Source organism: Shewanella sp. NFH-SH190041, assembly GCF_024363255.1.
Lineage (GTDB): Bacteria > Pseudomonadota > Gammaproteobacteria > Enterobacterales > Shewanellaceae > Shewanella.
In genome coordinates, this window is the sequence record NZ_AP026070.1 from 339,371 (window position 1) to 362,976 (window position 23,606).

The following is a 23,606-nucleotide window of genomic DNA, read 5'->3' on the forward strand; positions in this document are numbered from 1 at the left end:
GGGGGCTGAATTGGTACCACTGAACACCCGAAATAAAAACTGATCATCTGAGAACTTATGCACACTATGCAGAATATTGCCCGGATTATTGCTCAGGAACTGAATGTCCGCGAGCAGCAGGTTACCGCTACTATCACACTATTGGATGATGGTGCGACTGTCCCATTTGTTGCCCGTTACCGTAAAGAAGCCACCGGCGGACTGGATGATACCCAGTTGCGCACCCTGCACAGCCGTCTGGGCTATCTGCGGGAATTAAACGATCGCCGCCAGGTGATTATCTCCAGCATTGAAGCCCAAGGGAAATTGACCCCGGCGCTCGCTGCTGAGCTGGCTCAAGCTGACTCTAAAACCCGGCTGGAAGATTTGTACCTGCCATATAAGCCTAAGCGTCGTACCAAGGGACAGATTGCCATTGAAGCTGGACTTGAGCCATTGGCCGATGCCCTTTTGGCTGACCGTCAGGCCGATCTGCAAGCCAGTGCCGCCGCATATATCAATGCTGAGGCGGGGTTTGCTGATGCCAAAGCTGTATTGGATGGCGCCCGTTATATCCTGATGGAGCGCTATGCTGAAGATGCAGAGTTGCTGCGCAAGGTGCGGCAACAGCTGGAGCAGCATGCTGAGCTTAAAGCGCATGTGATTGCTGGCAAAGAAAAAGAAGGCGCAAAATTCCGCGATTATTTCGACCACCATGAAGCCATTACCAAGGTGCCATCCCACCGGGCGCTGGCCATGCTGCGTGGTCGTAATGAAGGTATTCTCAGCCTAGCGCTGGATGCCGATCCTGATTCTGAGGCCCGCAGCAGTGTGTGTGAGCAGATTATTACTGAGCACCTCAAGCTGAATCTGACGGACTCTGAAGTCGATAACTGGTTGCGCACTGTGGTAACTGCCACTTGGCGCATCAAAATTGCTTTGCAGATGGAAACTGAATTTATTGCCCGTATGCGTGAGCAAGCTGAGGGCGAGGCGATTAAGGTGTTTGCCCGCAACTTAGGCGATCTGCTGATGGCACCACCTGCTGGCGCGAAAGCAACAATGGGGTTGGATCCGGGCCTGCGCACCGGGGTTAAAGTGGCGATTGTTGATAACACTGGCAAGCTGGTGGCCCATACCACGATTTATCCCCATGCGCCCCAAAACCAGTGGGAAAAATCCGTTCGCACTCTGGCGAATCTGGTAAAAATGCACAAGGTGCAGCTGGTGGCCATCGGTAATGGTACTGCTTCGCGGGAGACCGATAAGTTGGCCGCTGAGCTGCTGACATATGTGAAGGATGTGGCACCGGATCTGAACAAGGTGATGGTGTCTGAAGCGGGGGCATCTGTGTATTCCGCTTCTGAGCTGGCGGCAGCAGAATTCCCGGATCTGGATGTGAGTCTGCGTGGGGCGGTTTCAATTGCCCGCCGTTTACAAGACCCTCTGGCTGAGCTGGTGAAGATTGAGCCTAAATCTATTGGTGTCGGCCAGTATCAGCATGATGTGAGTCAGAGTCAGTTATCAACTGCGCTGGAAGATGTGGTGGAAGACTGTGTAAACCGCGTAGGTGTGGATGTGAATATGGCGTCTGCGCCACTGCTGGCCCAGGTGGCGGGGTTAAACCGTACCTTGGCGAAAAATGTGGTGGATTACCGCGATGCCAATGGTCGTTTCAACAGCCGTAAAGAGCTTTTGAAGGTTGCCCGCCTTGGGCCGAAAGCCTTTGAACAAGCTGCGGGCTTTTTGCGTATCAGCCAAGGTGAAAACCCATTGGATACCTCAGCGGTGCATCCTGAAGCTTATGCACTGGTAGAAAGTATTGCTGTGGCTAAGCAGGTGCCGGTTGCTGAGTTGATTGGCAATACCAGTTTGTTGCGCAGTATTAACGCCACAGACTTTACCACTGACGCTTTTGGTTTGCCGACCGTGACCGATATTCTGGCTGAGCTGGATAAGCCGGGGCGGGATCCCCGCGGTGAGTTTAAGACTGCCAAGTTCAAAGATGGCGTCGAAGAGATTAAAGATCTTAAGCTGGAGATGATTCTGGAAGGGGTGGTCACCAATGTGACTAACTTTGGTGCCTTTGTGGATGTGGGCGTGCATCAGGATGGCTTAGTGCATATCTCTTCCCTGACGGATAAATTCGTTTCTGATCCTCACACCATTGTTAAAGCCGGTGATGTGGTGAAAGTGAAGGTGATGGAAGTGGATGTGGAACGTCGCCGCATTGCCCTGTCGATGCGCTTAGATGAAAAACCTCAGCCAACAGAAGCCCGCAGTCATGGTGCTCAGCCAAACCGTGGACAGAATGGTAAAGCTGGCAACCATCAGGGCAAAGGTAAGCCGGGTAATCGCCAACAGGCTAAACCTGTTAATGCCGCGATGGGTAACGCTTTTGCCGATGCGTTTGCCAAGCTGAAAAAGAACTAATTCCAAGCTGGATGAGATGTTATCGATAACAAACCCCGCCATGGCGGGGTTTGTTTTATCTAGGGTCTGTTGACGTTTCAAGTTTGTTTTTGCAGCGATTTGAGGATGCTTTATACAAGGCAGAGGCTTTGATAGGTAGTTGCGCTACCTGATAAGCCGATAACGCAGTAGAAAGGAGCCTCAAACGCTGCCCGCAGGGTTCGGCTAAAAGCGTTTTACTCTTTGTTGAGCGGTTCTTGCTTAGAATAACTAGGCGACAAACCACTCGCCGCGATTAAAACGCTTTTATCTCGAACAAAATTTAATCACGAAACGTCAACAGACCCTAGGGTCTGTTGACGTTTGCTGTTCATTTCTCACTCAGCAATACATCGGTAGCCACATAAGCATGAATGCCAGCGATACCATACTGGCATAATTCCGTTCCAACTTATCATAACGGCTTGAAATAGCACGATAATGCTTAATCCTAGCAAAGGCATTTTCCACCAAATGACGATACCTATATAAGCACCAATCCATTGTATCCTTACCAATATCTTGCCCGTAATTACGCCTAGCTATCACAGTTTTTCCTCCTTTGCGTTGAACAAAAACGCGGAAAGATTCACTGTCATATCCTTTATCGCATACAATAGTATCTATCTCCCCCAGTTGTTCTACGAGACTTTCTGCAAGAACAATGTCATTTCGCTGACCTTCTGATAAATCAAAACAAATGGGCAAACCTCCGCTATCGACAGCTAAGTGGATTTTTGTTGTATTCCCACCTCTGCTTTTACCTATTTGCTCAGAGAAATTTGTAGCAGCGCCTGTGCTGTGCTGATGTGCACGAATAATTGAGCCATCGAGGAACACCCATTCGAAGTCTGCCATTTTTGCTAACTGACTGAAAAGATGATTTAAAATACCTTTTTTAGACCAAAGGTTAAATCGTCTATATACTGAGCTCCATTCACCAAATCCCGGAGGTAAATCTCGCCAAGGGATCCCCGTTCTCATACGGAAAAGTATCCCTTCAAAGGTCATTCTATGTTCAGATTTATTGTAGATACGACCAGTACTTTTCATTATCTGTAGTAGCAGTTCCCATCTTATGTCAGTTAATATTGTTCTCGGCATGCTTTGGGGTTGTGGTTTGTTTTTGGCGAAAGAGATTATAACCCCTCTGCATGTTGCTCAAAAATCATCCTCGAAACGTCAACACGCCCTAGTGTTGGTCTTTTTTCTTTTCCTTTTCTTTTCCTTTTCCTTTTCTTTACTGAGTGCTCTGTCTGCCGACCGTGAATCGCTTTCTTGCCGATAACTTGTATTAATTGATACGCGTGTTGCTATTTCGTGTTGTTTGTTAAATTATCTTGAGCATGATGCGGGCGACGATAAGACTTGCCCGGCAGTCGATATGTCATCTGTTGTGGCTGGATGATGCCGTAGCGTATGGGGTGGCACGATACTCAGGAGGGAATATGACAGTGGCATCACGGCCAAACACCGAGGTCAGTACCGGGCTGCGGGCAATTTTATGGTTTGGCGTTATCGCGTTGATTGTGTTGTTGCTTAGCCGTACAGGGCTAGCAATATGGCAGTTTGAACGGGTGCAGGCAGCGGATAATTGGAGTCACCTACTGCTACAGGGGTTACGGATTGATATTGCCACACTGTGCTGGTTGTGGGGGATTGCAGCGTTGGGAACAGTGCTATTCGCCGGTCACCATTGGTTGGGGCGTGTTTGGCGGATTGTGTTGCGTGGGTATTTAATCGCTGGGCTGTGGCTGCTGGTGATGTTAGAGGTGACTACGCCATCATTTATTGAAGAGTTTGGTTTTCGCCCTAATCGCCTCTATGTGGAATATCTGATTTATCCCAAAGAGGTGATCGCCATGTTGTGGAATGGTCGCCCCCATGAAATTATTTTGGCGCTGCTATTAGGATTGATAACGCTGTGGTTGGGCTGGCGACTGGCGGCGAGATTGTTGCCAATCGATACCGATGGCAGCACTTATGCTGCCGCTTATACTCAAAGTCGCCCTGCTGAACCGGGTTGGTTGTTGCGATTGCTATTGGCTTTGCTGATTATTGCCCTGACTCTGATTGGCGCTCGTTCCACCTTGGGGCACAGACCGCTAAATCCAGCGATGGTGGCATTTTCAACCGATCCCTTAGTCAATTCTCTAACCGTTAATTCAGCCTATTCCTTAGTGTTTGCCATTAAACAAATGGGGGGAGAAGCCGATGCCGGCCGAATTTATGGCCATATGGATGAAGCAGACATTATTGAGGTTGTGCGGCGGGAAAGCGGCCGGGAGACGTTTACCTCCTCCGAGCAGCCGACCCGGTCATTTAACCCTGCCAGTTACCAGGGCAAGCCGAAAAATTTGGTGATTATTCTGCAAGAAAGTTTAGGCACCCGTTTTGTTGGCAGCTTAGGGGGATTGCCGCTGACACCGAATATAGATCGATTATCAACCCAAGGTTGGTACTTTGATCAGCTCTATGCCACAGGAACCCGCTCTGTTCGCGGGATTGAAGCGATTATTACCGGTTTTACCCCCACGCCTGCGCGCTCTGTGGTGAAGTTGGGGAAGAGTCAGAGTGGTTTTTTTACCATTGCGGATTTGCTCGCGAGGCAGGGGTATTACACCCAGTTTATTTATGGTGGTGAGAGCCATTTTGACAATCTGCGCAGCTTTTTCCTCGGTAATGGTTTTCAGCACATTATTGAGGAGCAGGATTATGAAAATCCTGTATTTCATGGCTCATGGGGGGTGTCAGATGAAGATCTGATGCGCCGTGCCCATAAGGAGTTTGAGGTGCTTAACCAGCAGGAACAGCCGTTTTTTAGTTTGGTATTTAGCTCCAGTAATCACGATCCCTTTGAGTTTCCCGATGGCCGAATCGAATTGTATGAGCAGCCCAAGCAGACCCGAAATAATGCTGCCAAATATGCTGATTATGCGGTGGGGGAGTTTTTTCGTTTAGCCCAACAGGCAGATTATTGGGATGACACAGTATTTTTAGTGGTGGCGGATCATGACAGCCGAGTTGGTGGGGCGGATTTAGTGCCCATTTCCCGTTTTCGCATCCCCGGGTTAATTCTTGGCAAAGATATTGCCCCTTGGCGAGATCCTCGCTTGGTAAGCCAAATTGATTTGGCGCCAACTTTACTGTCTTTAATTGGTGTGGCGGCCGAGCATCCTATGATTGGGCGGGATCTGTCTTCGGTGCCGGATTCCTGGCCGGGGCGGGCCATGATGCAGTACGACAAAAATTTTGCCTATATGCGCGGCCGGGATGTCGTGGTGTTACAGCCAGAAAAAGCGCCAACAGGATTTGTGCTGAATGACGCTGGTCGGCTTGAACCCAGTGAGCAGTCCCGCGAGCTTAAGCAAACAGCTCAAGGGGTGGCATTGTGGGGCAGTATGGCGTATCAGCAGGGGCTATATCACTGATTGTGCCGGATGACGTTGGCCGCCATTTTTAACACGCGTGTTCTGAGCTGATTCAGTGCGCAGCAGCAATAGGCCTATTAACGATGAGCGCGTTTGGGTTATAGCAGGATATGCCGCATTGCTGGAGGCTTGGGCTGAAAGGCTCTGTGATAGGTGTGGTTGATGGTGTGTCGCACCTGTTGAAAATAGGCGTTTTGCCGCTCTTGCCCGCTCAAATGCTCTTTGGGCTGTGATACTTGGGACGTTAGAGTTGGTATGTCTGCTGGCTTTGAGCCCAATGCTAGATGATCTTTGGGTCGAGAAGATGTGATTAATGGCTCGGCTGGTGGCACGATTGCTTGGGGGGAAAATACGAGCGGTTGGGCCTGTCGCCAAGTCTGCTGCCAAGGCTGCGCTTGATATTGTTTCTGATGCTGCTTTGTCTGCTGTAGCGTTATGTTTTGCTGGGTAAGCTGTGGTAATTCTGCTTGAGTTTTAGCGTGGCGTTGCCTCTGATTGTCTGACTTATTTTTGCCCTTTGTGGCTGGGGTTTTATTTACTTCTGATGTGACTTCGCTGGGTTGGATTGCGGCGGGAATAACGCGCTGAAATGGCGTTTGGCTTAGCGGCATTTGGCCGAGTTGTGTTGACGTCGCAGTGCCGGGTTGAGAGTGGGCTGATGGCATCAAAGGGGTAAATGATAGCCCTGATAATCGCGGTGATATTACTGTTGATGCCTCGGCATTATCTTTATTGCCACTGGGTTGGCGAATACGAATATCTTTACGGCTTAGCGCTATAGGCTGGCCGGTTTGCCCCGGGCGTAGAAAATGCTGCGGCGATAGCGCTAAGGGCGGTGGCAGTTGTGGGCGCTGCATATTGTCGCGCCGCATGCTGTCTGTTGCCGGATTCGTTGGGCTGACCGGCAGGTGGGCATAGTTGGATACCGGCTGCATCATTTGCCCTCCTGCGGTGTGATGGTCATAGCGATTTGCCCTGACTGATAACTCCAGTTTAGTCGGTTATAGTGAGGTTTTCCGGCGGCTAACCGAGCAGGTTTGCCAGCCAACTTTTCAGCCCGGTAGCAAACTCTTGTGTGTGGGAGATAAAGGGAGCGTGGGAGGCTTTTGCCAGTGTCCAGTCTTTACTGTTCGGTAATGCTGGCATTTGACTGATCACCCGGTTAGGCACTAAGGCATCAAGTCGGCCCCAGCATCTGAGCCAAGGCTGAGTAATCGCGTGGAGCTGACTGCGCAAGTCCACCTGTTGCAGCATCATTAATCCCAGTGCCAGCGCTTGATTATCGGGTAGTGGCCGGGCGAGAACTTGGGTGCGAATTTGGCGGATATCTTCTTTGGCGGTAGCGCTGCCCATGGCCTGAATTGCTAAAAAGCGTTCGATGGTTTTAGCCGGATCCTGACAAAGCTGCTCGCTGAACTGAGCCAGGACTTTAGGGGCAATTCCCGGCCAGCTGTCTTGTTGCATAAAACAGGGCGATGAGGCGATGGTAATCAGTGCGCTGACCCGCTCGGGGTAACGCAGTGCCGCCTGGGTTGCGACCAGTCCGCCTAAGGACCAGCCGGCCCATATTGCTCGGTCGGGCATTTGCTGCATCAGGAGATCAACCCAGTCGTCCAGTGTGTTTCCCTCGGGTTGGCTTAGCCCAAAGCCGGGCAGATCCACATAGTGCACTCTATACTCAGTCAGTAGCTCATACAGGGGAGAAAATGCGGCACTATTAACGCCCCAGCCATGGATCATCACTAGATCCTGTCCTTGCCCGTGAACCTCTGTGTGCAGTGTCGTCACCTATTTACTACCCCGTGAGTGTGAAATCATGCTGCCTTTGACTCCGGCTCATCTGTTGCGCCAGTTGCAGCAATGGATGGCGCTTAGTTTACCCAACCGCTGTTTGCTGTGCCATCAGCATATTGCGGGTGATGAGCAAGGGATTTGTCCTGCTTGTTTGCAGGGCTGTAGCTACCGCACGCCTGTCTGTCTTGGTTGCGGCCGGGAGATGGCGCAATTGCTGCGCTATTGTGGCCGTTGCATGCCGATGGCGCCGCTTACGGTTGTGGCGCCAGGTAGTTATCACCAAGGGTTAGGGCACTGGGTGGCGGCGATAAAATATCAGCGTCAGTTAGCGGGTTTAAGGCCAATAACCGGTGCGCTGGTACAGCGCATTGAAATGTTAACTGAGGTTGGGCTGATTAGTCGTCCCCAAGTGTTGTTGCCGGTACCACTCCATCCCGACAGACTTAAACAGCGGGGCTTTAATCAGGCTTATTTGATTGCAGAGCTGTTATCGATCCGGTTGGCGATTCCGTTGGATACGACCTTACTCCAACGCTGTCGGGCCACGCAGCCCCAGGCCGGGCTTGATGGTAAAGCTCGGCGGCGTAATTTACATCAGGCATTTTGCCTTACTGGCGCTGTGCCTTGGCAACGGGTCGCCCTGGTGGACGATGTCGTGACAACCGGCACCACGGTTAAAGAGATAGCAGCATTATTGCAGCCATATGGGGTTCAGGTGCAGGTTTGGTGTCTCGCCCGGGCCGAAGCGCCGGGCTAACGATTACCGCCATCATTAGCGCATTGCGGTCGGGATAAAATAGAGGGCATTGGCAATAATTTTTTCACTGCCGCGCCAGGTATTGCGAAATAGAAGGTTATCAGCCAAAGCGACAATTTGCCCTTTGCCATGACGTTCAACTAGCATGGCCGGGCTGCCAGTCAGCTGCTGCTGATATTCATCTGCCAGATAACCACTGGATACCAATGGATCAGCGTAATTGGCGGATGTAATAAAAGGCTGTTTGGCCGGGGTAAAACCAATTTGCCGATTTTTCATCACCGTGGGTATTGGGGCGGTCAGACCGAAATTGAGGGGATGACTTGGGTCTGTATCCAAATTGAGGATCACACCACCAATGGCCCGTTTGGCAGCGAGGGTGGCTTGGTCTACAAAGGTCAAATTATCGGTAGCAAACAGAGCTTGGAAGGTGGATTGACTGATTAATGGCTGCTGCAACAAATTGTGACGGCTAAGCCAGCGTAGTGCCCGTTGTTGGGCGATAACCGTCCCGCCCCGGTGGAGGAAGCGGCGAATGTTGTCAGCAGCTTTATCTGTTAATGCTGGATAATGGCCATCGGCAAGTAATAAATGGCTATAACGGCGCAAATCAAGATTATTGAGTCGGGATGGCTCGAGTAGTGGTGTCGCAATGCCGAGCTGTTTGTCGAGAAAGTGCCATAACTGCCCAGCGGAGCTGCTATGGATACCTTTGCCCGCCAGGAGTAATGGGGTAACCGGCCGCACCGGGACGATATCACGACTGCCTAAATCCAGTCCTGTCAGGCTGGCAAAGCTAAACCCCGGGGTGGCGATAAGCTGATGCTGTTGTGCCAGTTGCAGTATTTGTTGTTGAGCTTGGAATAATGACATGCCTGACTGTTTTAGCGCGACAATCAGGCTGCCTGCCGGCCAGTGTTGTGAGCTAGGGTCGTTAGTCGATTGGGTTTCACCCCTGAGGCTGAGTGGCTGGGTGGTGAAGTTGACCGTTAACCCGACCTGGAGTAGCTGCTCTAGCAGTACTGGAGCATGGCTGTTACGCCAGTCAAACAGATAGACTACCGGCAGGGCTTGGTCACTGTCTACCTCGGTGGCAGCGCGGCTGGATACCTCAGGTTTATTGCTGGATAGTGGCGTTTGGCTGAGTTGTGAAGTTTTGAGGCGCAGTTGCGGGGTTTTCTGCAGCCCGTAGGCGGCCTGTAAATCAAAGCTTGAGATGTCGTAAAAGGTGGCATCGGTAAATGTCTGCCTTTTATCAAACATGGCCTGTAGCAGTGCCTGTTGTGGTTGGTTTGTGGGGATAAACAGGCTATCGGTTGGAGTAAATTGGTAACCGGCTTCTTCACGGGGCTGATTGAGGTAATAAAACTGGATTTGATGTTGACGCAGCAGCTGGGCAAAACTGTCCCGTCTGGCGGGGTCATGGGGGGCGCTTAGCAAAAAACCATTGATACGTCGCCCAGCTTCAGCCTGTTTATGGCGAAAGAATTGCTGCTGATAGGCTATTAACTCGTCTTTTAGCGCGATGGCTCCTCTCAGACTGGACAGTGAAGTGGCAAATTGATTGTTTATCCCTTCAGCTAAGGTGACCAGACCATGGCGAGATTCCTGTTGTTGACCTCTGGCGCTGGCCTGTTCAAACAGCACGCCGATGGCACCATTGATGTCCGGGTAGGTTGAGCCTTTGCCGTAAAAGAAATCATCAAATGCTTGACGGCTGAAATAAGGCTGATGCCGATTATCTAGAGCCTCACGGTGAAAATTTGCCAATTTATCGGTCAGTTGCTGATTATGCGGTGGGGTCAGTGGATGGGTGCGACTGGGCACACCGGGTTGGAAGAAGTAACTGCTGTGACGGCCCATTTCATGAAAGTCACCAACATAATGGGGTTGCCAGCGATGAAATAGGGCGACTCGCCCACGGCTCTCGGGATGAATTAGAAACAGCCAATCACGATTCAGATCTGCCAGATAATGGTTAAATCGCCCCCTTGGCCAGCCTTGCAAATGTTCTCGGCTGGCAGGATCTGCTGATGGCACTGTGCCCCTGTGGTTATTAACCCAATTGGCAAAACGATCCAACCCATCGGGGTTTTGCGTTGGCGTAATAAGGATTACTGCTTGTTGCAGCAGGGATTTTACCCAAGGCTCGTTACTAGCGCTTAGGTAATAGCTTAATGCGGTGGCGGCATGGGCACCGCTGGCCTCATCACCATGAATGGAATAAGCCAGCCAGATGATTAACGGGCCGGTGATAGATTTGCCCTGCTTGATTTTGGCTCGTTCGGCCAGAATATCGGGCAGGCGCTGCTGGTTTACCTCGGAGGTGATGACCGCAGTTAGTTGGCGACGAGCTTGGTGGCTCAGCCCGGTTTGTTCCAACGTGACTCTGGGGCTCAGGTTTGCTAATTGCTGCAGATAGCCGTTAATTTGCCCGTGCCGCAAATGCCAAAAGCCCAGTGGGTAACCGAGAAAATCGGCTGGGGTGGGGATGACTTGTTGTGTGAGTGCTGTTGGTGGATACCAGTCTTGTGCCTTGGCGGGTAACAGATAGCATAGCGTCAGCAGGGGCAGAAACAGGCGCCATTTCAACAGTGAAAACATCAGCATGGAAAATCCCAGTTACGATTGTTTTTTCTGTAAATTAGCAGGCCACAGAAGTAAAAGTCATTAAATTGTTAAAAATAAATCAATATTTTAACTTTGTTGGCAAAGGTTAAAAAAAGGTCAGAAGCTTGTTTTTGGGACTACACACAGAAGGTGTGCCGGAGTATGATACGGTCAATTCTTACCAAAACACTCAGGTTTACCCTGACGGAGCAGGTTGTCATGATTACCATTTCCGATGCAGCTCAGGCCCATTTCGTTAAATTGCTGGCGGATCAGCCTGAAGGCACCAATATTCGTGTGTTTGTTATCAGCCCCGGCACGCCTCAGGCCGAGTGTGGGGTGTCTTATTGTCCACCTGATGCGGTGGAAGATGATGATATTGAACTGGAATTCAATGGCTTTAATGCCATGGTTGATGAGAAAAGCGCGCCTTTCCTAGAAGATGCCAATATTGATTTTGTCACCGATCAGCTGGGTTCCCAGTTAACACTGAAGGCGCCAAATGCCAAGATGCGCAAAGTGGATGATGATGCACCATTGCGTGATCGTGTGGAGTATATGATCCAGTCTGAAATCAACCCTCAGCTGGCTGCACACGGCGGTCATATTATGCTGGTGGAAATTACCGATGATGCCATTGCCGTACTGCAATTTGGTGGCGGCTGTAACGGTTGCTCCATGGTGGATGTGACCCTGAAAGATGGTATTGAAACCCAGATGCTGGAGCGTTTTGGTGGTGAGCTGAAAGGGGTGCGTGATATTACTGATCACCAGCCAGGCGATCACTCTTACCAGTAAGCCGTTATCCGCTAGTGTTTTTACTGCAATCCCCTATCAGTGTATAGGGGATTTTTTTACCTATTGCGATAGCGAATCGCGACAAAAAACTTGAAAGGTCTACAGCGCCCTAGCGCCGTGAATATCTCGTGGTAGACATCTTTTCACTATCTCTCTTGTAAGGCGCGGCTAAGGCGAAAGCGGTAATGCAGCCCTAAAGTCAGGCTGCGAGCCAGCATAAAGGCGGCCATAGCAGCCCATAGTGCTGTGTTACCTTGTTCACGCAGTAGCCACCAAGTCGGAAAGAAAATCACAAAAGTACAGAACATCATACTGTTGCGCATAATTCGTCCCTGAGCGGTGCCAATATACACGCCATCAAATAGGTAGGAGCCAAAAGCCAGTAGCGGCATGGCGATAAGCCAAGGCAGGTATTGCTCCGCGGTGTCCCGTACGCTGGCAATATCTGTCAGTAAACTGATAATGCCATTACCAAACAGAGCAAACACCAGCATAAACAGCAGGGCAGTGATGGCTGACCACTGAAATGCCAATGCTACCGCATCGCGCAAGGCGTGACGGTTATTTTGTCCCCAACTCCGCCCTGTTTCGGCTTCAGCATAATAGGCGATGCCATCCAGCGCGTAGGAAATGAGCAGCAAAAGATTGAGCAGTACGGCATTGGCGGCGACTGTGATATCTCCCAGTGCCGCGCCATGAAACGTCATAAAGGCAAACGCAGCCTGCAAACAAAGGCTACGCAGAAAAATATCACTGTTTAGCCGCAGCAATTGCTGATAGCCGGCCACAGTGAGTTGCTGTAATTGATGCCATAGCTGAAAGTTACCTTGTAGCTGTAACTGGCGTTTGACCATGATAAGTGCCACAGTCATGGCGGTGATCTCCGCGCAGACTGAGGCTAACGCGGCGCCTTTTACTCCCCAACCAAGATAAATAACAAACAGCAAATCCAGTAAGATATTGACACTGTTGGCGGCGATTAGCTGCCACATGGCTGCTTTGGGCTGATGCCGGCCGAGCAGATATCCCAGCAGTACAAGATTCATCAGGGCAAAAGGCGTGGCCCAAATCCGCACGGCAAAATACTCGCGGCAGTAACGCATAATATCGCCGCTGGCGTCGGTCATTGACAGGGCTAGATTCAGAATTGGCTGCTGCAATAGCAATATTATTGCGCTTAACATCAGGGTTAGGCTGGCACCTTGCAGCAGTAATTGAAATTGACGCTGATCGTCTCCGCTGCCCCATGCTTGGGCGACCAAGCCGGTGGTTGCCATACGCAAAAAGCCTAACAGCCAGAATATTAAAGTGATAATCGTTGACCCGACCGCAACTCCGCCTAAATAATACGGGTCGCTTAAATGGCCGATCACGGCTGTATCGACCAAGCCCAGCAAGGGCACAGTCACATTGGATAAAATCATTGGCAGTGCCAGCGCCAGCAAATGGCGGTTTTTCTGGGCGTCAAATATTAAGGCTGTTCTGGTCATCTTTTTCTGAGGTTTATATGTTAAGAGTGTTGTTGGCGCTCATGGCTTTGCCTGTGTTCAGCGTCTGGGCGGCTAATGCCCCCGCTAAGCTACCCACTAATGGCGCAGTGATTCTGCAGTATCATCATGTATCTGATAAAACCCCGGCTGTGACTAGTGTGACACCGGCGCAGTTTCGGGAGCAGATGGCATATCTGGCCGATAACCATTTCAATGTGGTGCCTTTGTCTGAAGTGGTTAAGGCGATAGAGGAGCAGCGAGCGCTGCCAGCCAAAACCGTTGCTATCACTTTTGATGATGGTTATCGCAGTATTGGTCGCGCAGCCAGCCCTATTTTAAAAGAGTATGGCTTTCCCTACACCCTGTTTGTTGCCGTCGAGCCTATCGATAAACATTACCACGATATGATGAGCTGGGCGCAGCTGCGTGAGTTAGTGGCTCAGGGGGCGGAAATTGCTAACCACAGTTGGGCCCATGAGCATCTTAACCGCCGGTTAGCTGGGGAAACTGAGCAGCAGTGGTTGGCCAGAGTCGAGAACAATATTCTCAAAGCAGAGCAGCGCATCAGTGATGAAACTGGGCAGAACTGGAAAATGTTGGCGTATCCTTACGGTGAGTACAACAGTCAACTGCAAGCAATGTTGAAACAGCATGGTTTTATTGCTTTTGGTCAGCAGTCTGGGGCCGCTGGGGTGTATTCTGATCTGACAGCCTTGCCGCGTTTCCCTGTGGCTGGGCCTTATGCAGATCTAAAAACCCTGAAAGTGAAGATGCATAGCCTGAATATGCCAGTGCTTAAGCAAAATACCAGTAACCCAGAATTGAGCCAGGGCCACTGGCGGCCTGAGTTGCGGGTGACATTGGATATGTCTGATATTAATCCGAAGCAGTTAATGTGTTTTGTTCAGGGGCAGGGGGCGAAAAAGCCAACTTGGTTGTCGGCCAATGAGTTTAGCATTCAGGCTGATCGCGATTTGCCATCGGGGCGAACCCGATATAATTGTACCGCCCCAAGTAAGAGCCGTGGCCAGTATTATTGGTTCTCACAGCCTTGGCTGCGGCCGAATGATAACGGCCAGTGGTTAAGGGAATAATCCTTGGTTGATTAATCAATTTTCAACAGTTGCAGCAGCCGTGGGGCAATTCGGCCCAACGGTTGTTGCTCCTGACTGGCGCCGACATCTACGGCGGCGCCAGGCATTCCCCAGACCACAGAGGTCGCTTCATCTTGTACTAAGGTATGCGCACCCTGATTTCTCAGATTTAACATGGCTTCTGCGCCATCTTTTCCCATGCCGGTCAGCATCACCCCAATCGTGGTTTTAGCCGCTTCTTTAGCGATGGAATTAAACAGTACTTCGACTGAAGGCTTGTGCCGATTAACCGGCTCAGTGTCTTCCAGCCGGGTGTAGAGATGAGCACCTTGCCGGCGGACAGTAAGGTGCTTATCGCCAGGTGCAACATATACATGGCCGGGTTTGAGTTGTTCATTGCCCTTAGCTTCATGCACCGTCATTGCTGACTTACCATCCAGACGTCGGGCAAAGGAAGCGCTAAAAGCTGCGGGAATATGCTGGGCAATGACGATGGGGGGAAAATTATCCGGTAATTGGGCGATGATTTGCGCTATAGCTTCAGTGCCTCCTGTGCTTGCACCTATCGCAATCAGGCGGCTTTTCAGCTTGTGTTTTTCGCCCGTGGTTGAGGCCGCAGGCTGAGGCGGAATGATGCTGGACGGACGCACATTACAGCGGGCGGCTAGGCGAATTTTAGCAATTAAATCGTCTTGATAGGCCAGTAACTTATTACTGAGATCGGATTTGGGTTTCGCAATGTAATCAATGGCTCCCAGACTGAGGGCTTCCAGTGTCACTGCTGCGCCTTTTTCTGTCAGGGTGGAAATCATAATGACCGGCATAGGGCGCAGTTTCATCAAATTGCGCAAGAAAGAAATACCGTCCATTTTGGGCATTTCCACATCTAATGTCAGTACATCCGGGTTGAGTGATTTTATCATTTCCCGAGCCTGATAAGGGTCTTCGGCACTACCAACCACTTTAATATCAGGTGCCTGTGACAGCATATGACTCAACAGCTGTCGGACTAGGGCTGAATCATCTACCACCAATACTTTTATCATATTCCTTTCCTGTTATGTGACCGGCATTATACGGGCCGGTATATGGTCTGGCCGATCAGCTCAAAGTCTTGGGATATTTGATGCAGGGTTTCAGAGTGACCGATAAACAGCAGCCCATCATCACTGAGCATTTGTCTGAAGCGGCTGATAATTTTCTGCTTGGTTGGGTTATCAAAGTAGATCAGTACATTACGGCAAAAAATCACATCAAAAGGGCCCTGCATCGGCCAGTCACCAAGTAGATTAAGGTGTTTGAAATGGACCAACTGCTGCAGTTTGGGTTTGATTTTCAGGTGCGTGTCGGAGCGTTGCAGGTATTTTTCCCGATGGCGGCTGGGGATACTCTCCATCACCTCCAAGGGATAAATGCCCTGCTGTGCCCGCTGCAGCACATTGGTATCCAAATCAGTTGCCAGTATTTTTAAATCCCATTCGGCCCCCTGAAAAGGCTGAGCTAAAGTCATGGCGATACTGTACGCCTCTTCTCCGGTTGAGCAGGCTGATGACCAGATCCTGAGCCGTTTATGGCGTCGTTGCTGCCATGTCGGGGTTAATTCTTGTTCCAGATAGTCAAAGTGGTGGGACTCACGAAAAAATGAGGTCAAATTTGTTGTCAGTGCATTGGTGAACTGGCCGATCTCGTCGGGATACTCCAGCAGATACTGACAATACTGGCGAAAATTATTTAACTGTAGTGCCCGTACTCGCCGACATAGTCGGGAGTACACCATATGCTGTTTGCGATCCGGCAGTACAATCCCTGTCTGCCGGTAGGCGAGCTCCCGGATAAACCGGAAGTCCGCCTCTGTCATCAGAAATTCCTTTTCTTCTCTGAGCTCCAATGGAAATACTCCTAAAATTCATTCCATTCTTCTTGATTGATTTTGACACTGGCCGTTTCGCCTGACACTAGGGCCAGAGGGGCCGCTTGTGCATCTTGTGTCGCAGCTAGCGCTGTTTCATCCATTTTGAAAAAGCCTAGCTGACGACGCATATTACGAGCCTGCTCTGCCATGGCATCGCCAGCAGCAGATACCTCTTCGACTAGGGCTGCATTTTGCTGGGTCATTTCATCCATTTGAGATACCGCTTTATTAACCTCCTGAATACCAGAAGATTGCTGCTCAGAGGCCACGCTGATCTGATTGATCATCTCAGCAACCCGGCTAACGGCGGAGACAATCTCCTGCAGTGTTTCACCGGACTGATTGACTAGCTCTGTCCCGTCGGTGACTTTGTTGACGCTGTCGCGGATTAAATCCTTGATCTCTTTAGCGGCTCCTGCACTGCGCTGTGCGAGATTACGGACTTCTCCGGCCACGACGGCGAAACCTCGGCCTTGCTCTCCGGCTCTTGCTGCCTCTACCGCCGCATTCAGTGCCAGCAGATTCGTTTGGAAGGCGATTTCATCGATAACGCCAATAATGTCAGAAATGCGTTTACTGGAATCATCAATGGCTTCCATGGCACTGACTGCTTGCTTTACTACCTTGCCGCCATGGTTGGCTTTATCACTGGCTTCCTTAGCCAATTTGTCAGCCAATCCGGCATTGTCAGCGCTCTGTTTTACTGTGGTGGTCATCTCTTCCATGCTGGAAGCCGTTTCTTCCAGCGAGGCGGCCTGCTCTTCAGTGCGTTGGCTTAAGTCGGTATTGCCCTTGGCTATTTCTTCCGCTCCTGCGGTCACTGTGCTAGCGGATTCTCGGATGCCGTTAAGCACATCGGTTAAGCGGCTGACAGTCGCATTGGCATCGGTTTTTAGTTTGCCAAATTGACCTTGATAATCGCCGTTTATCTTACGGGTGAGATCGCCTTTGGCTAAACCATCGAACATATCCACCACATCGGAGATAACATCATCGGCAATATTCACCAGCTGGTTCAGGCCATTGGATAGGTTGAGGAAGAAGCCTTGCTTGCCTTCGGTATCGATGCGGCGGCTCAGATCCCCGGCGTTAGCCGCAGAAATAATGCCATCAATTTCATGTTCAATTGCTACTTCTACGGTGCGATCGGCCCACTCAACGACGGTACCAATTCGTTCACCGCTATTGTCAGTAATCGGGTTGGCGATAATGCGGAAGGTGCGTCCGCCCACTTTCAGCTGGCTGGTGAAGGTACTGCTTAACCCTGCCAGCAGATTGCGCTGGTGTGCTGGATTTTTGTGGAAAATATCAATATTTTTGCCAATCAGTTGGCTACTATCAAATTTAGGCAGATCTTTGACAATATCACTTTGAGCATCGCGGAACATATTCTGCACCGCATCATTGAGATAAATGATATTGCAGTCAGCATCAGCCAGCATGGTGTTGGCCGATACGTTATCCAGTGCTTGGCGGATACGGGCATTTTCTGACGCCAGCTGCTGCTCTTCAGCTTCTTTTTTCAGCTGGGCTGTCATATCGGCCCATTCAACCACAGTGCCAGTGCGCACGCCGTTATCAAATACCGGTGTGGCAATCAGATTAAAGGTCAGTCCGGAGACATTGATCCGGGTTCGGTAGCTGCTCGTGAGATTTTCCAGCATATTGCGTTGGTGGGCTGGATTCTTGTGGAACACGTCGATATTGGTACCCAAGAGGGTTTTCATATCAAACCGATTGAGGCTTTGTTTCAGTGTGTGCTCATTTTTACTGAGCATTTCTTCCAGTGAGTCATTGAAATAGATGATATTACAGTCGGCATCTGCCACCATCACATTGGCCTGACACACATCCAATGCTTGTTTGATGCGGTTGGTTTCCCGGCTGAGGCGTTGATTTTCTTCCGATTGTGCGAGCTCTTTGGTGATATCCGCCCATTCCACTACTGTGCCGGTACGCTCGCCATTATCAAATACCGGGGTAGCAATCAGGTTAAAGGTAAGGCCGGAGACTTTGATCTGAGTTTCATAGCTGGCGGTCAGATTGGCTAGCATATTGCGCTGATGCGCTGGGTTTGCATGGAAAGTGTCGATATTAGTACCAACCAGCCCCTTGGTGCTGAAGCTGCTGATGCCTTCTTTTAGCTTACTTTCATTCGCTTCCAGCATTTCTTGCAGTGAGTCATTAAGGTACACAATATTAAGATCCGCATCTGCCATCATGACATTAGCCTGACAGACATCTAACGCTTTTTTAATGCGGCTCGTTTCTTGCGCTTGTTGCTGTTCTTTATGTTGTTTGGCAAGTTCTGCGGTTTTATCGGCCCACTCAATCACGGTGGCAATACGTTGATGTTTTTCGTCAAAAACGGGTGAGGCGATCAGGGTAAAGGTGCGCTCACCAACATTGATATTGGCGGTGTGGGCGCTACGCAGTCCGGCAATTAATTGGCGTTGGTGGGCAGGATTTTTATGGAACATATCCATATGGGCGCCTTTTAGGCGACGGGCACTGAAATCTGGCAGTTGTGACTGAATATCACTTTCCGCTTTGTCCAATGTGTGTTGCAGAGAGTCATTCAGATATAGGATTTCTCCGTCCGGGCTGGCCAGCATGACATTCGCTTGACAGATATCCAGCGCGCGGTTGGAAATTTGTTGCAGTTGTAATTGCTCTCTGTGCTGATTGAATTGGGTGCAGAAACCTGCCCAACCCGGTAGGACGCGACGGGAAATTAGCGCGCTACCTCCGGTAATGGCACGGCTGATATCATTGAGGGCATGTTTAATCTGTCCTTGTTGTTGGGACACCCTGAATCCGGCAAAGCCAAATAGGATTAGGGCGATAAGTTGGGTGGATATCACCCAGCCAGTATCCTGTTGCAACAGGGTTAATATCAGGCCAAGAGCGGTGATAAATAATCCTGCACCAATCACAGCTGTGGCGGTGACAGGCGTGGCTCCTGCTGTGGGGACAGCCGTGGTGTTGCTTGCATCCATTCTGAGTTCCTCTATGCCTTTTATGCGGTAGCAGCCTGGGGCTGACTGAGTTCAAGTTGTTCGGTTAACTGTGTCAGTTTGCTGGCATCGGGCAGTACTTCTGTTCCCAACAGCAGATTGATGTCCAACAGGATCACCATTTTGTCTCCGACATTCGTCAGGCCGCGAATAAACTTAAGATCGGCATCTTGGCCAAAGTCTGGCGCTGAACGTATCTCGGTCTGATTGATACTGAATACATCAGAAACGGCATCGACAACGATGCCGATGATTTTCTGCCCACCTTCAAGGCTGACTTTGACCACAATGACCACTGTGGTGGGGCCATATTCCAAGGTGGCAATATTGAATTTCTGCCGTAGATCAATAATGGGCACTATGGTGCCGCGCAAATTAATCACGCCTCTAACATGGGATGGTGCATTGGGTACAGCCGTGGTGGGCTCCCAGCCACGAATTTCCTGCACCGAGAGAATATCCACGCCATATTCTTCATCGGCCATAATAAAGCTGAGGTATTGCTGGCCGTCATTTTCTGTGCCGGCAGGCTCAGTGGTTGCCGCTGGATTCATGTTCATTTCCTTATGCTGCATTTTCAGTGCCCTGACCGATCCCGGCCAGTGAGACTAAACCGGCGACATCGATAATTAGTGCAACGGTTCCATTACCGAGAATAGTAGCGCCTGAGATACCCGGGATTCGGGTATAGTTATCTTCCAAGTTTTTAATCACAACTTGTTGCTGGGCCAGTAATTCATCTACCAATAGGCCGACTTTTTCATTGCTGTTATCGACCACCATCACTAGTCCATCTTTAATGTCAGAGGCCCGGGCTTGATGACCAAATTCACGATGAACCTTTACCACCGGCACATACTCATCCCGCAGGCGGATCAGCTCGTATTCATCATTGAAGCGGTTAATGCGATCTTCTGTGACTTGCAAAGATTCATAGATAGACACTAAAGGAACCACATAGATATGCTCGCCGATCCGGACCAATTGACCGTCTAAAATCGCCAGCGTCAGTGGCAGTCTGATGGTGAAACGACTGCCTTGATCCCGGCGTGATTGCAGCTCTATGGTGCCATTGAGCTCATGAATATTGCGTTTCACCACATCCATGCCCACCCCGCGGCCGGATAAATCGGATACAGCATCAGCCGTGGAAAAGCCGGGTTTAAAGATAAGTTGGTGGATGGCATCGTCACTGAGCTCTTCATCCGGGCTGACTAATCCTTTACTGATGGCTTTTTCTAAAATTTTGGCGGTGTTGAGTCCCGCACCATCATCGATGATTTCAATAACGATATTGCCCCCCTGATGGTAGGCCTCCAGGGTGATGGTGCCAGTCTCTGGCTTGCCTTTGGCTTGTCGTTCGGCAGGATTTTCTAAGCCGTGATCCAATGAGTTGCGTACGAGGTGCACCATGGGATCAACAATTTTTTCCATCACGGTTTTGTCTAGCTCGGTTTCTTCTCCTCGCAGGACTAATTCAACTTTTTTTCCCAGTTGTTGACTGGTGTCTCGAACCAAACGGGGGAAGCGGTTAAAGGCAAAGCTGATAGGCAACATGCGGATTTGCATAACGCTTTCTTGTAAATCACGGGTGTGGGAAGCCAGTTGTTCCAACCCTTGCTGCATCATTAAGATAGATTGCTGAGTGATCTCTTCCTGTTGGCCGATTTGGCCTAACATGGCTTGGGTGATGACCAATTCCCCAACCATATTGATCAGGGTATCGATTTTATCTGTACTCACTCGGATAGAGCCGCCTTCGGTATTTTTATTCTTGGTCGGTTTCGCTTTTGTTGTAGCGGTGGTCTCTGTTGGTGGCGCGATATTAGCTACAGGTTCTACTGTAGCGATTGCCTCAGGTTGAGATGAGGTTTCTTTTTCGTCTTGGTCGCTGTTGATTGGGGTATAGCTGATATCACATTCATCCTCGACCCATTCAAAGGCTTCTTTGATTTTTGCCAGTGGTTGAGCCGTGGTTAATTGCAATTGCCATTTTAAATAACAGGCTTCAGCATCAAAGGCGTCTCCTTGTGGGAGCTCACTTGTCAGCAGGGTGACTTGAAGCTCGCCGATATCCCGTAGCTCATTAAACATCAACATAGGGTCATTGCCACAGCGCATAATATCTTCGCCACCGGCAAAGATGATTTGCCAATCTTGCATGCCAGATTCAGCCAGAGATGGCGCTGATGAAATAGCGCTGTTTGTTGTCGCGGTGACATCAGTCGATATGGTTGCGGGGGGATTTTCCCCTGCCAGGGTGGCGGTTAGTTGCTGCTCAAGTTCTGCCAGTTTGGGATCGCTATATTCTGTTTCAGCCATCAACGCATCGAGCATACCACGTAGGACATCTACCGAATGTAATAGCATATCCACATGTTCAGGCAGCATTTTGCGCCGACCATCGCGGATTTCATCCAGTAGGGTTTCTAGCAGGTGAGTGAAATTAGCGACTGAGGTAAAGCCAAATGTGCCGCTGCCACCCTTGATAGAGTGTGCGGAGCGGAAAATAGTGTTGATGGCTTCATCGTCAGGGGTATCAACATTCAGGTTTAGCAGCTCAGTTTCCATGGCTGCCAATCCCTCGATGCTTTCTTCAAAAAACACCTGACTGAATTGGCTGAGATCGATATCCATATTTGCAGCGGCTCCTTCGGGCGCGTTATCCCAGCACTTTGCGGACCGTGGCCAGCAGTTGATCAGGGTTAAAGGGTTTGACTATCCAGCCGGTAGCTCCGGCAGCACGACCTTCTTGCTTTTTCTCACCGCCTGATTCAGTGGTGAGCATTAACAGCGGCGTGAACTTATAGGTCGGCAATGTTCTAAGGTTACGGATCAGGGTGATACCATCCATCACCGGCATATTGACGTCAGAAATCACCAGGTCGTACTGCCCTTGCTGGGCAACCTTCAGTGCTTCATCGCCGTTGGATGCTTCGGTCACATCAAAGCCGGCGGTTTTCAAAGTAAAGCCGACCATCTGCCGCATTGATGCTGAATCATCAACTGCCAGTATTTTTTTCATGTGATGTATTCCTTTCAGATTTCAGAACTGAGTCCAGGGATGTGGATGCCAAGACTGTTGAGTTGAGTCAGTAGCTCTGGGCTACCAGCTTGCCAACTCAGATTGAGTTCGCCTTTGTCGGCGTGCAGGGAAAGCCAAAGCAGTAGTTGTGCTCCGGCAGTGTCTATGCGAGATAACTCGCAGGTATCCAGCGTTAGAGCGTTATGCTGACTGAGCTGCTCCTGCAGATGAGAGTGGGTGTCTTGAACTGATCGTATAGTCAGCTCAGGCGCAAATTTAAATGTGCATCCTGCCATTGGTCATTCCTGGGTTTGACCCGGTACTTTCCTTGTGTATTCAAAAGATAGACGGCAAAAAGCAGGATTGCCTGCGGAATAAATATTTTTTTCCAGCCAAATGTCTACTTAGTGACGCCGGATTGGGATCACTTCAGTTGCGAAAATTTCAGATAAGACTATTGATGGCGCATTGATGCGCAGAACCCTATGACGTTCTCTAACCGATGAAAAGCCAGAAGGGATAAGCGGGATATACGTAAGGTTAGTTTGGTCCTAGTGCCACTGATATTGCTATTGGTGGGCGAGGGGAGGGTAACTCCCCTCAGCAAACGGATTATTGATTCAATTCAGAGACGCTGGATTTGTTGCACGTCAGCTACTAATTCACTTAGGCGGATATGGGGTTGGTTACTGCCCTCTGAGCGGGGTTTTATGACAGCAACTTTTTCCCCTTGGGGATTGACCAGCACCATGGAGGCACTGTGATCCACAGTATAATCCTGCCCTTCACCGACCATGGTATAAATCATCCCCAGCTCGCGGGTAAGGGGATAAAGCTGGCTGTGAGGCGCAGTTACTGCAATAAATTCCGGATTAAAAAATGCCATATAGTTTTTCAGTTTTTCTTTGCTATCCCGCTCGGGGTCAACGGAGAGAAAAATTACTTGCAACGGAGCATATTGGTTTAACCCCTCATAAGCGGCAGTGAGTTTGCCCATTGTGGTTGGGCAGATATCCGGACAGGAGGTAAAACCGATAAAAAACAGGCTCCACTTTCCTTTTAATTGCTCGGTACCAAATGGCTGACCATGTTGATCTGTTAGCTGTATCTGAGACAGAGGCTTCGGGGCCGGGAACAGATAACTGGTTTGCAGTGTGGGGGTTTGATTTTGTTGCCAGCGCAGACTGGTGCTAATCCCGCCCAGTAAGAGCAATATTGCCGCTGCGATTGTTAACCATTTTGCCATCG

The 23,606-nt window shown here is 50.0% G+C and carries 18 protein-coding genes; 5 read left to right on the forward strand and 13 right to left on the reverse strand.

Translation table 11 applies throughout. The annotated features are described in order from the left end of the window. The first annotated feature begins 66 nt into the window (after positions 1-66). Positions 67-2,412: a Tex family protein gene (locus NFHSH190041_RS01575; RefSeq protein ID WP_261925007.1), complete on the forward strand. Its 2,346-nt coding sequence runs from the start codon at positions 67-69 to the stop codon at positions 2,410-2,412. 360 nt (positions 2,413-2,772) lie between these two features. On the opposite strand, the gene NFHSH190041_RS01585 is transcribed toward NFHSH190041_RS01575, so the two are convergent. Further along, positions 2,773-3,534 carry an IS5 family transposase gene (locus tag NFHSH190041_RS01585; RefSeq protein ID WP_261922116.1) on the reverse strand — a complete coding sequence of 254 codons (762 nt, stop codon included), beginning with the start codon at positions 3,532-3,534 and terminating at the stop codon, positions 2,773-2,775. Positions 3,535-3,878: 344 nt separating this feature from the next. Here NFHSH190041_RS01585 and NFHSH190041_RS01590 point away from each other — a divergent pair, with 344 nt between their 5' ends. Then, positions 3,879-5,861, forward strand: a complete 1,983-nt coding sequence (locus NFHSH190041_RS01590) for an LTA synthase family protein (protein WP_261923580.1) — start codon at positions 3,879-3,881, stop codon at positions 5,859-5,861. A 98-nt stretch (positions 5,862-5,959) separates the two neighbouring features. Here NFHSH190041_RS01590 and NFHSH190041_RS01595 read toward each other — a convergent pair whose 3' ends face one another. Continuing rightward, positions 5,960-6,799 (reverse strand): hypothetical protein, encoded by an 840-nt coding sequence (locus NFHSH190041_RS01595; protein WP_261923581.1) that lies wholly within the window; start codon positions 6,797-6,799, stop codon positions 5,960-5,962. An 85-nt stretch (positions 6,800-6,884) separates the two neighbouring features. Beyond that, positions 6,885-7,649, reverse strand: coding sequence for a pimeloyl-ACP methyl ester esterase BioH (gene bioH / locus NFHSH190041_RS01600; RefSeq protein ID WP_261923582.1), 765 nt, complete (start codon positions 7,647-7,649; stop codon positions 6,885-6,887). Between the two features lie 28 nt (positions 7,650-7,677). On the opposite strand from bioH, the gene NFHSH190041_RS01605 reads away from it, so the two are divergent. Then, entirely contained in the window at positions 7,678-8,412 is a 735-nt protein-coding gene (locus NFHSH190041_RS01605; RefSeq protein ID WP_261923583.1) for a ComF family protein, read from the forward strand. Positions 8,413-8,427: 15 nt separating this feature from the next. Here the strand turns inward: NFHSH190041_RS01605 and NFHSH190041_RS01610 are convergent, their stop codons facing one another. Next, on the reverse strand, positions 8,428-11,022 hold the full coding sequence (locus NFHSH190041_RS01610; RefSeq protein ID WP_261923584.1) for a M14 family zinc carboxypeptidase: 2,595 nt from the start codon (positions 11,020-11,022) through the stop codon (positions 8,428-8,430). 219 nt (positions 11,023-11,241) lie between these two features. Here NFHSH190041_RS01610 and nfuA point away from each other — a divergent pair, with 219 nt between their 5' ends. After that, on the forward strand, positions 11,242-11,820 hold the full coding sequence (gene nfuA / locus NFHSH190041_RS01615; RefSeq protein ID WP_261923585.1) for a Fe-S biogenesis protein NfuA: 579 nt from the start codon (positions 11,242-11,244) through the stop codon (positions 11,818-11,820). A gap of 146 nt (positions 11,821-11,966) precedes the next feature. On the opposite strand, the gene NFHSH190041_RS01620 is transcribed toward nfuA, so the two are convergent. Further along, positions 11,967-13,310, reverse strand: a complete 1,344-nt coding sequence (locus NFHSH190041_RS01620; RefSeq protein WP_261923586.1) for an MATE family efflux transporter — start codon at positions 13,308-13,310, stop codon at positions 11,967-11,969. A gap of 17 nt (positions 13,311-13,327) precedes the next feature. Between NFHSH190041_RS01620 and NFHSH190041_RS01625 the strand changes: the two genes are divergently transcribed. Beyond that, on the forward strand, positions 13,328-14,404 hold the full coding sequence (locus NFHSH190041_RS01625) for a polysaccharide deacetylase family protein (RefSeq protein ID WP_261923587.1): 1,077 nt from the start codon (positions 13,328-13,330) through the stop codon (positions 14,402-14,404). A gap of 11 nt (positions 14,405-14,415) precedes the next feature. On the opposite strand, the gene NFHSH190041_RS01630 is transcribed toward NFHSH190041_RS01625, so the two are convergent. The 8 genes from NFHSH190041_RS01630 to NFHSH190041_RS01665 form a co-directional block, all read right to left on the reverse strand. After that, entirely contained in the window at positions 14,416-15,450 is a 1,035-nt protein-coding gene (locus tag NFHSH190041_RS01630; protein ID WP_261923588.1) for a chemotaxis response regulator protein-glutamate methylesterase, read from the reverse strand. A gap of 26 nt (positions 15,451-15,476) precedes the next feature. Next, positions 15,477-16,262 carry a CheR family methyltransferase gene (locus tag NFHSH190041_RS01635; RefSeq protein WP_261923589.1) on the reverse strand — a complete coding sequence of 262 codons (786 nt, stop codon included), beginning with the start codon at positions 16,260-16,262 and terminating at the stop codon, positions 15,477-15,479. A gap of 41 nt (positions 16,263-16,303) precedes the next feature. Further along, positions 16,304-19,315 (reverse strand): methyl-accepting chemotaxis protein, encoded by a 3,012-nt coding sequence (locus NFHSH190041_RS01640; protein ID WP_261923590.1) that lies wholly within the window; start codon positions 19,313-19,315, stop codon positions 16,304-16,306. A 20-nt stretch (positions 19,316-19,335) separates the two neighbouring features. Continuing rightward, positions 19,336-19,887, reverse strand: a complete 552-nt coding sequence (locus NFHSH190041_RS01645) for a chemotaxis protein CheW (RefSeq protein WP_261923591.1) — start codon at positions 19,885-19,887, stop codon at positions 19,336-19,338. A 10-nt stretch (positions 19,888-19,897) separates the two neighbouring features. Then, complete coding sequence (locus NFHSH190041_RS01650; protein ID WP_261923592.1) at positions 19,898-21,970, reverse strand: chemotaxis protein CheA; 2,073 nt, start codon at positions 21,968-21,970, stop codon at positions 19,898-19,900. A 25-nt stretch (positions 21,971-21,995) separates the two neighbouring features. Then, a complete protein-coding gene (locus tag NFHSH190041_RS01655) occupies positions 21,996-22,358 on the reverse strand; it encodes a response regulator (RefSeq protein ID WP_261923593.1) in 363 nt (120 codons plus the stop codon). A gap of 14 nt (positions 22,359-22,372) precedes the next feature. Next, positions 22,373-22,654: a lipid asymmetry maintenance protein MlaB gene (locus NFHSH190041_RS01660; protein ID WP_261923594.1), complete on the reverse strand. Its 282-nt coding sequence runs from the start codon at positions 22,652-22,654 to the stop codon at positions 22,373-22,375. 329 nt (positions 22,655-22,983) lie between these two features. Then, on the reverse strand, positions 22,984-23,604 hold the full coding sequence (locus tag NFHSH190041_RS01665; protein WP_261923595.1) for an SCO family protein: 621 nt from the start codon (positions 23,602-23,604) through the stop codon (positions 22,984-22,986). Between the last annotated feature and the right edge of the window lie 2 nt (positions 23,605-23,606).

What these genes read in the sequence shown, in the direction of transcription:
- NFHSH190041_RS01660 (WP_261923594.1), bottom strand. Translation starts at nt 22,654, where the DNA reads ATGGCAGGATGCACATTTAAATTTGCGCCTGAGCTGACTATACGATCA.
- NFHSH190041_RS01665 (WP_261923595.1), bottom strand. Translation starts at nt 23,604, where the DNA reads ATGGCAAAATGGTTAACAATCGCAGCGGCAATATTGCTCTTACTGGGC.
- NFHSH190041_RS01605 (WP_261923583.1), top strand. Translation starts at nt 7,678, where the DNA reads ATGCTGCCTTTGACTCCGGCTCATCTGTTGCGCCAGTTGCAGCAATGG.
- NFHSH190041_RS01655 (WP_261923593.1), bottom strand. Translation starts at nt 22,358, where the DNA reads ATGAAAAAAATACTGGCAGTTGATGATTCAGCATCAATGCGGCAGATG.
- NFHSH190041_RS01575 (WP_261925007.1), top strand. Translation starts at nt 67, where the DNA reads ATGCAGAATATTGCCCGGATTATTGCTCAGGAACTGAATGTCCGCGAG.
- NFHSH190041_RS01590 (WP_261923580.1), top strand. Translation starts at nt 3,879, where the DNA reads ATGACAGTGGCATCACGGCCAAACACCGAGGTCAGTACCGGGCTGCGG.
- NFHSH190041_RS01595 (WP_261923581.1), bottom strand. Translation starts at nt 6,799, where the DNA reads ATGATGCAGCCGGTATCCAACTATGCCCACCTGCCGGTCAGCCCAACG.
- NFHSH190041_RS01585 (WP_261922116.1), bottom strand. Translation starts at nt 3,534, where the DNA reads ATGCCGAGAACAATATTAACTGACATAAGATGGGAACTGCTACTACAG.
- NFHSH190041_RS01625 (WP_261923587.1), top strand. Translation starts at nt 13,328, where the DNA reads ATGTTAAGAGTGTTGTTGGCGCTCATGGCTTTGCCTGTGTTCAGCGTC.
- NFHSH190041_RS01620 (WP_261923586.1), bottom strand. Translation starts at nt 13,310, where the DNA reads ATGACCAGAACAGCCTTAATATTTGACGCCCAGAAAAACCGCCATTTG.
- nfuA (WP_261923585.1), top strand. Translation starts at nt 11,242, where the DNA reads ATGATTACCATTTCCGATGCAGCTCAGGCCCATTTCGTTAAATTGCTG.
- NFHSH190041_RS01650 (WP_261923592.1), bottom strand. Translation starts at nt 21,970, where the DNA reads ATGGATATCGATCTCAGCCAATTCAGTCAGGTGTTTTTTGAAGAAAGC.
- NFHSH190041_RS01640 (WP_261923590.1), bottom strand. Translation starts at nt 19,315, where the DNA reads ATGGATGCAAGCAACACCACGGCTGTCCCCACAGCAGGAGCCACGCCT.
- NFHSH190041_RS01630 (WP_261923588.1), bottom strand. Translation starts at nt 15,450, where the DNA reads ATGATAAAAGTATTGGTGGTAGATGATTCAGCCCTAGTCCGACAGCTG.
- NFHSH190041_RS01610 (WP_261923584.1), bottom strand. Translation starts at nt 11,022, where the DNA reads ATGCTGATGTTTTCACTGTTGAAATGGCGCCTGTTTCTGCCCCTGCTG.
- NFHSH190041_RS01635 (WP_261923589.1), bottom strand. Translation starts at nt 16,262, where the DNA reads ATGACAGAGGCGGACTTCCGGTTTATCCGGGAGCTCGCCTACCGGCAG.
- NFHSH190041_RS01645 (WP_261923591.1), bottom strand. Translation starts at nt 19,887, where the DNA reads ATGAATCCAGCGGCAACCACTGAGCCTGCCGGCACAGAAAATGACGGC.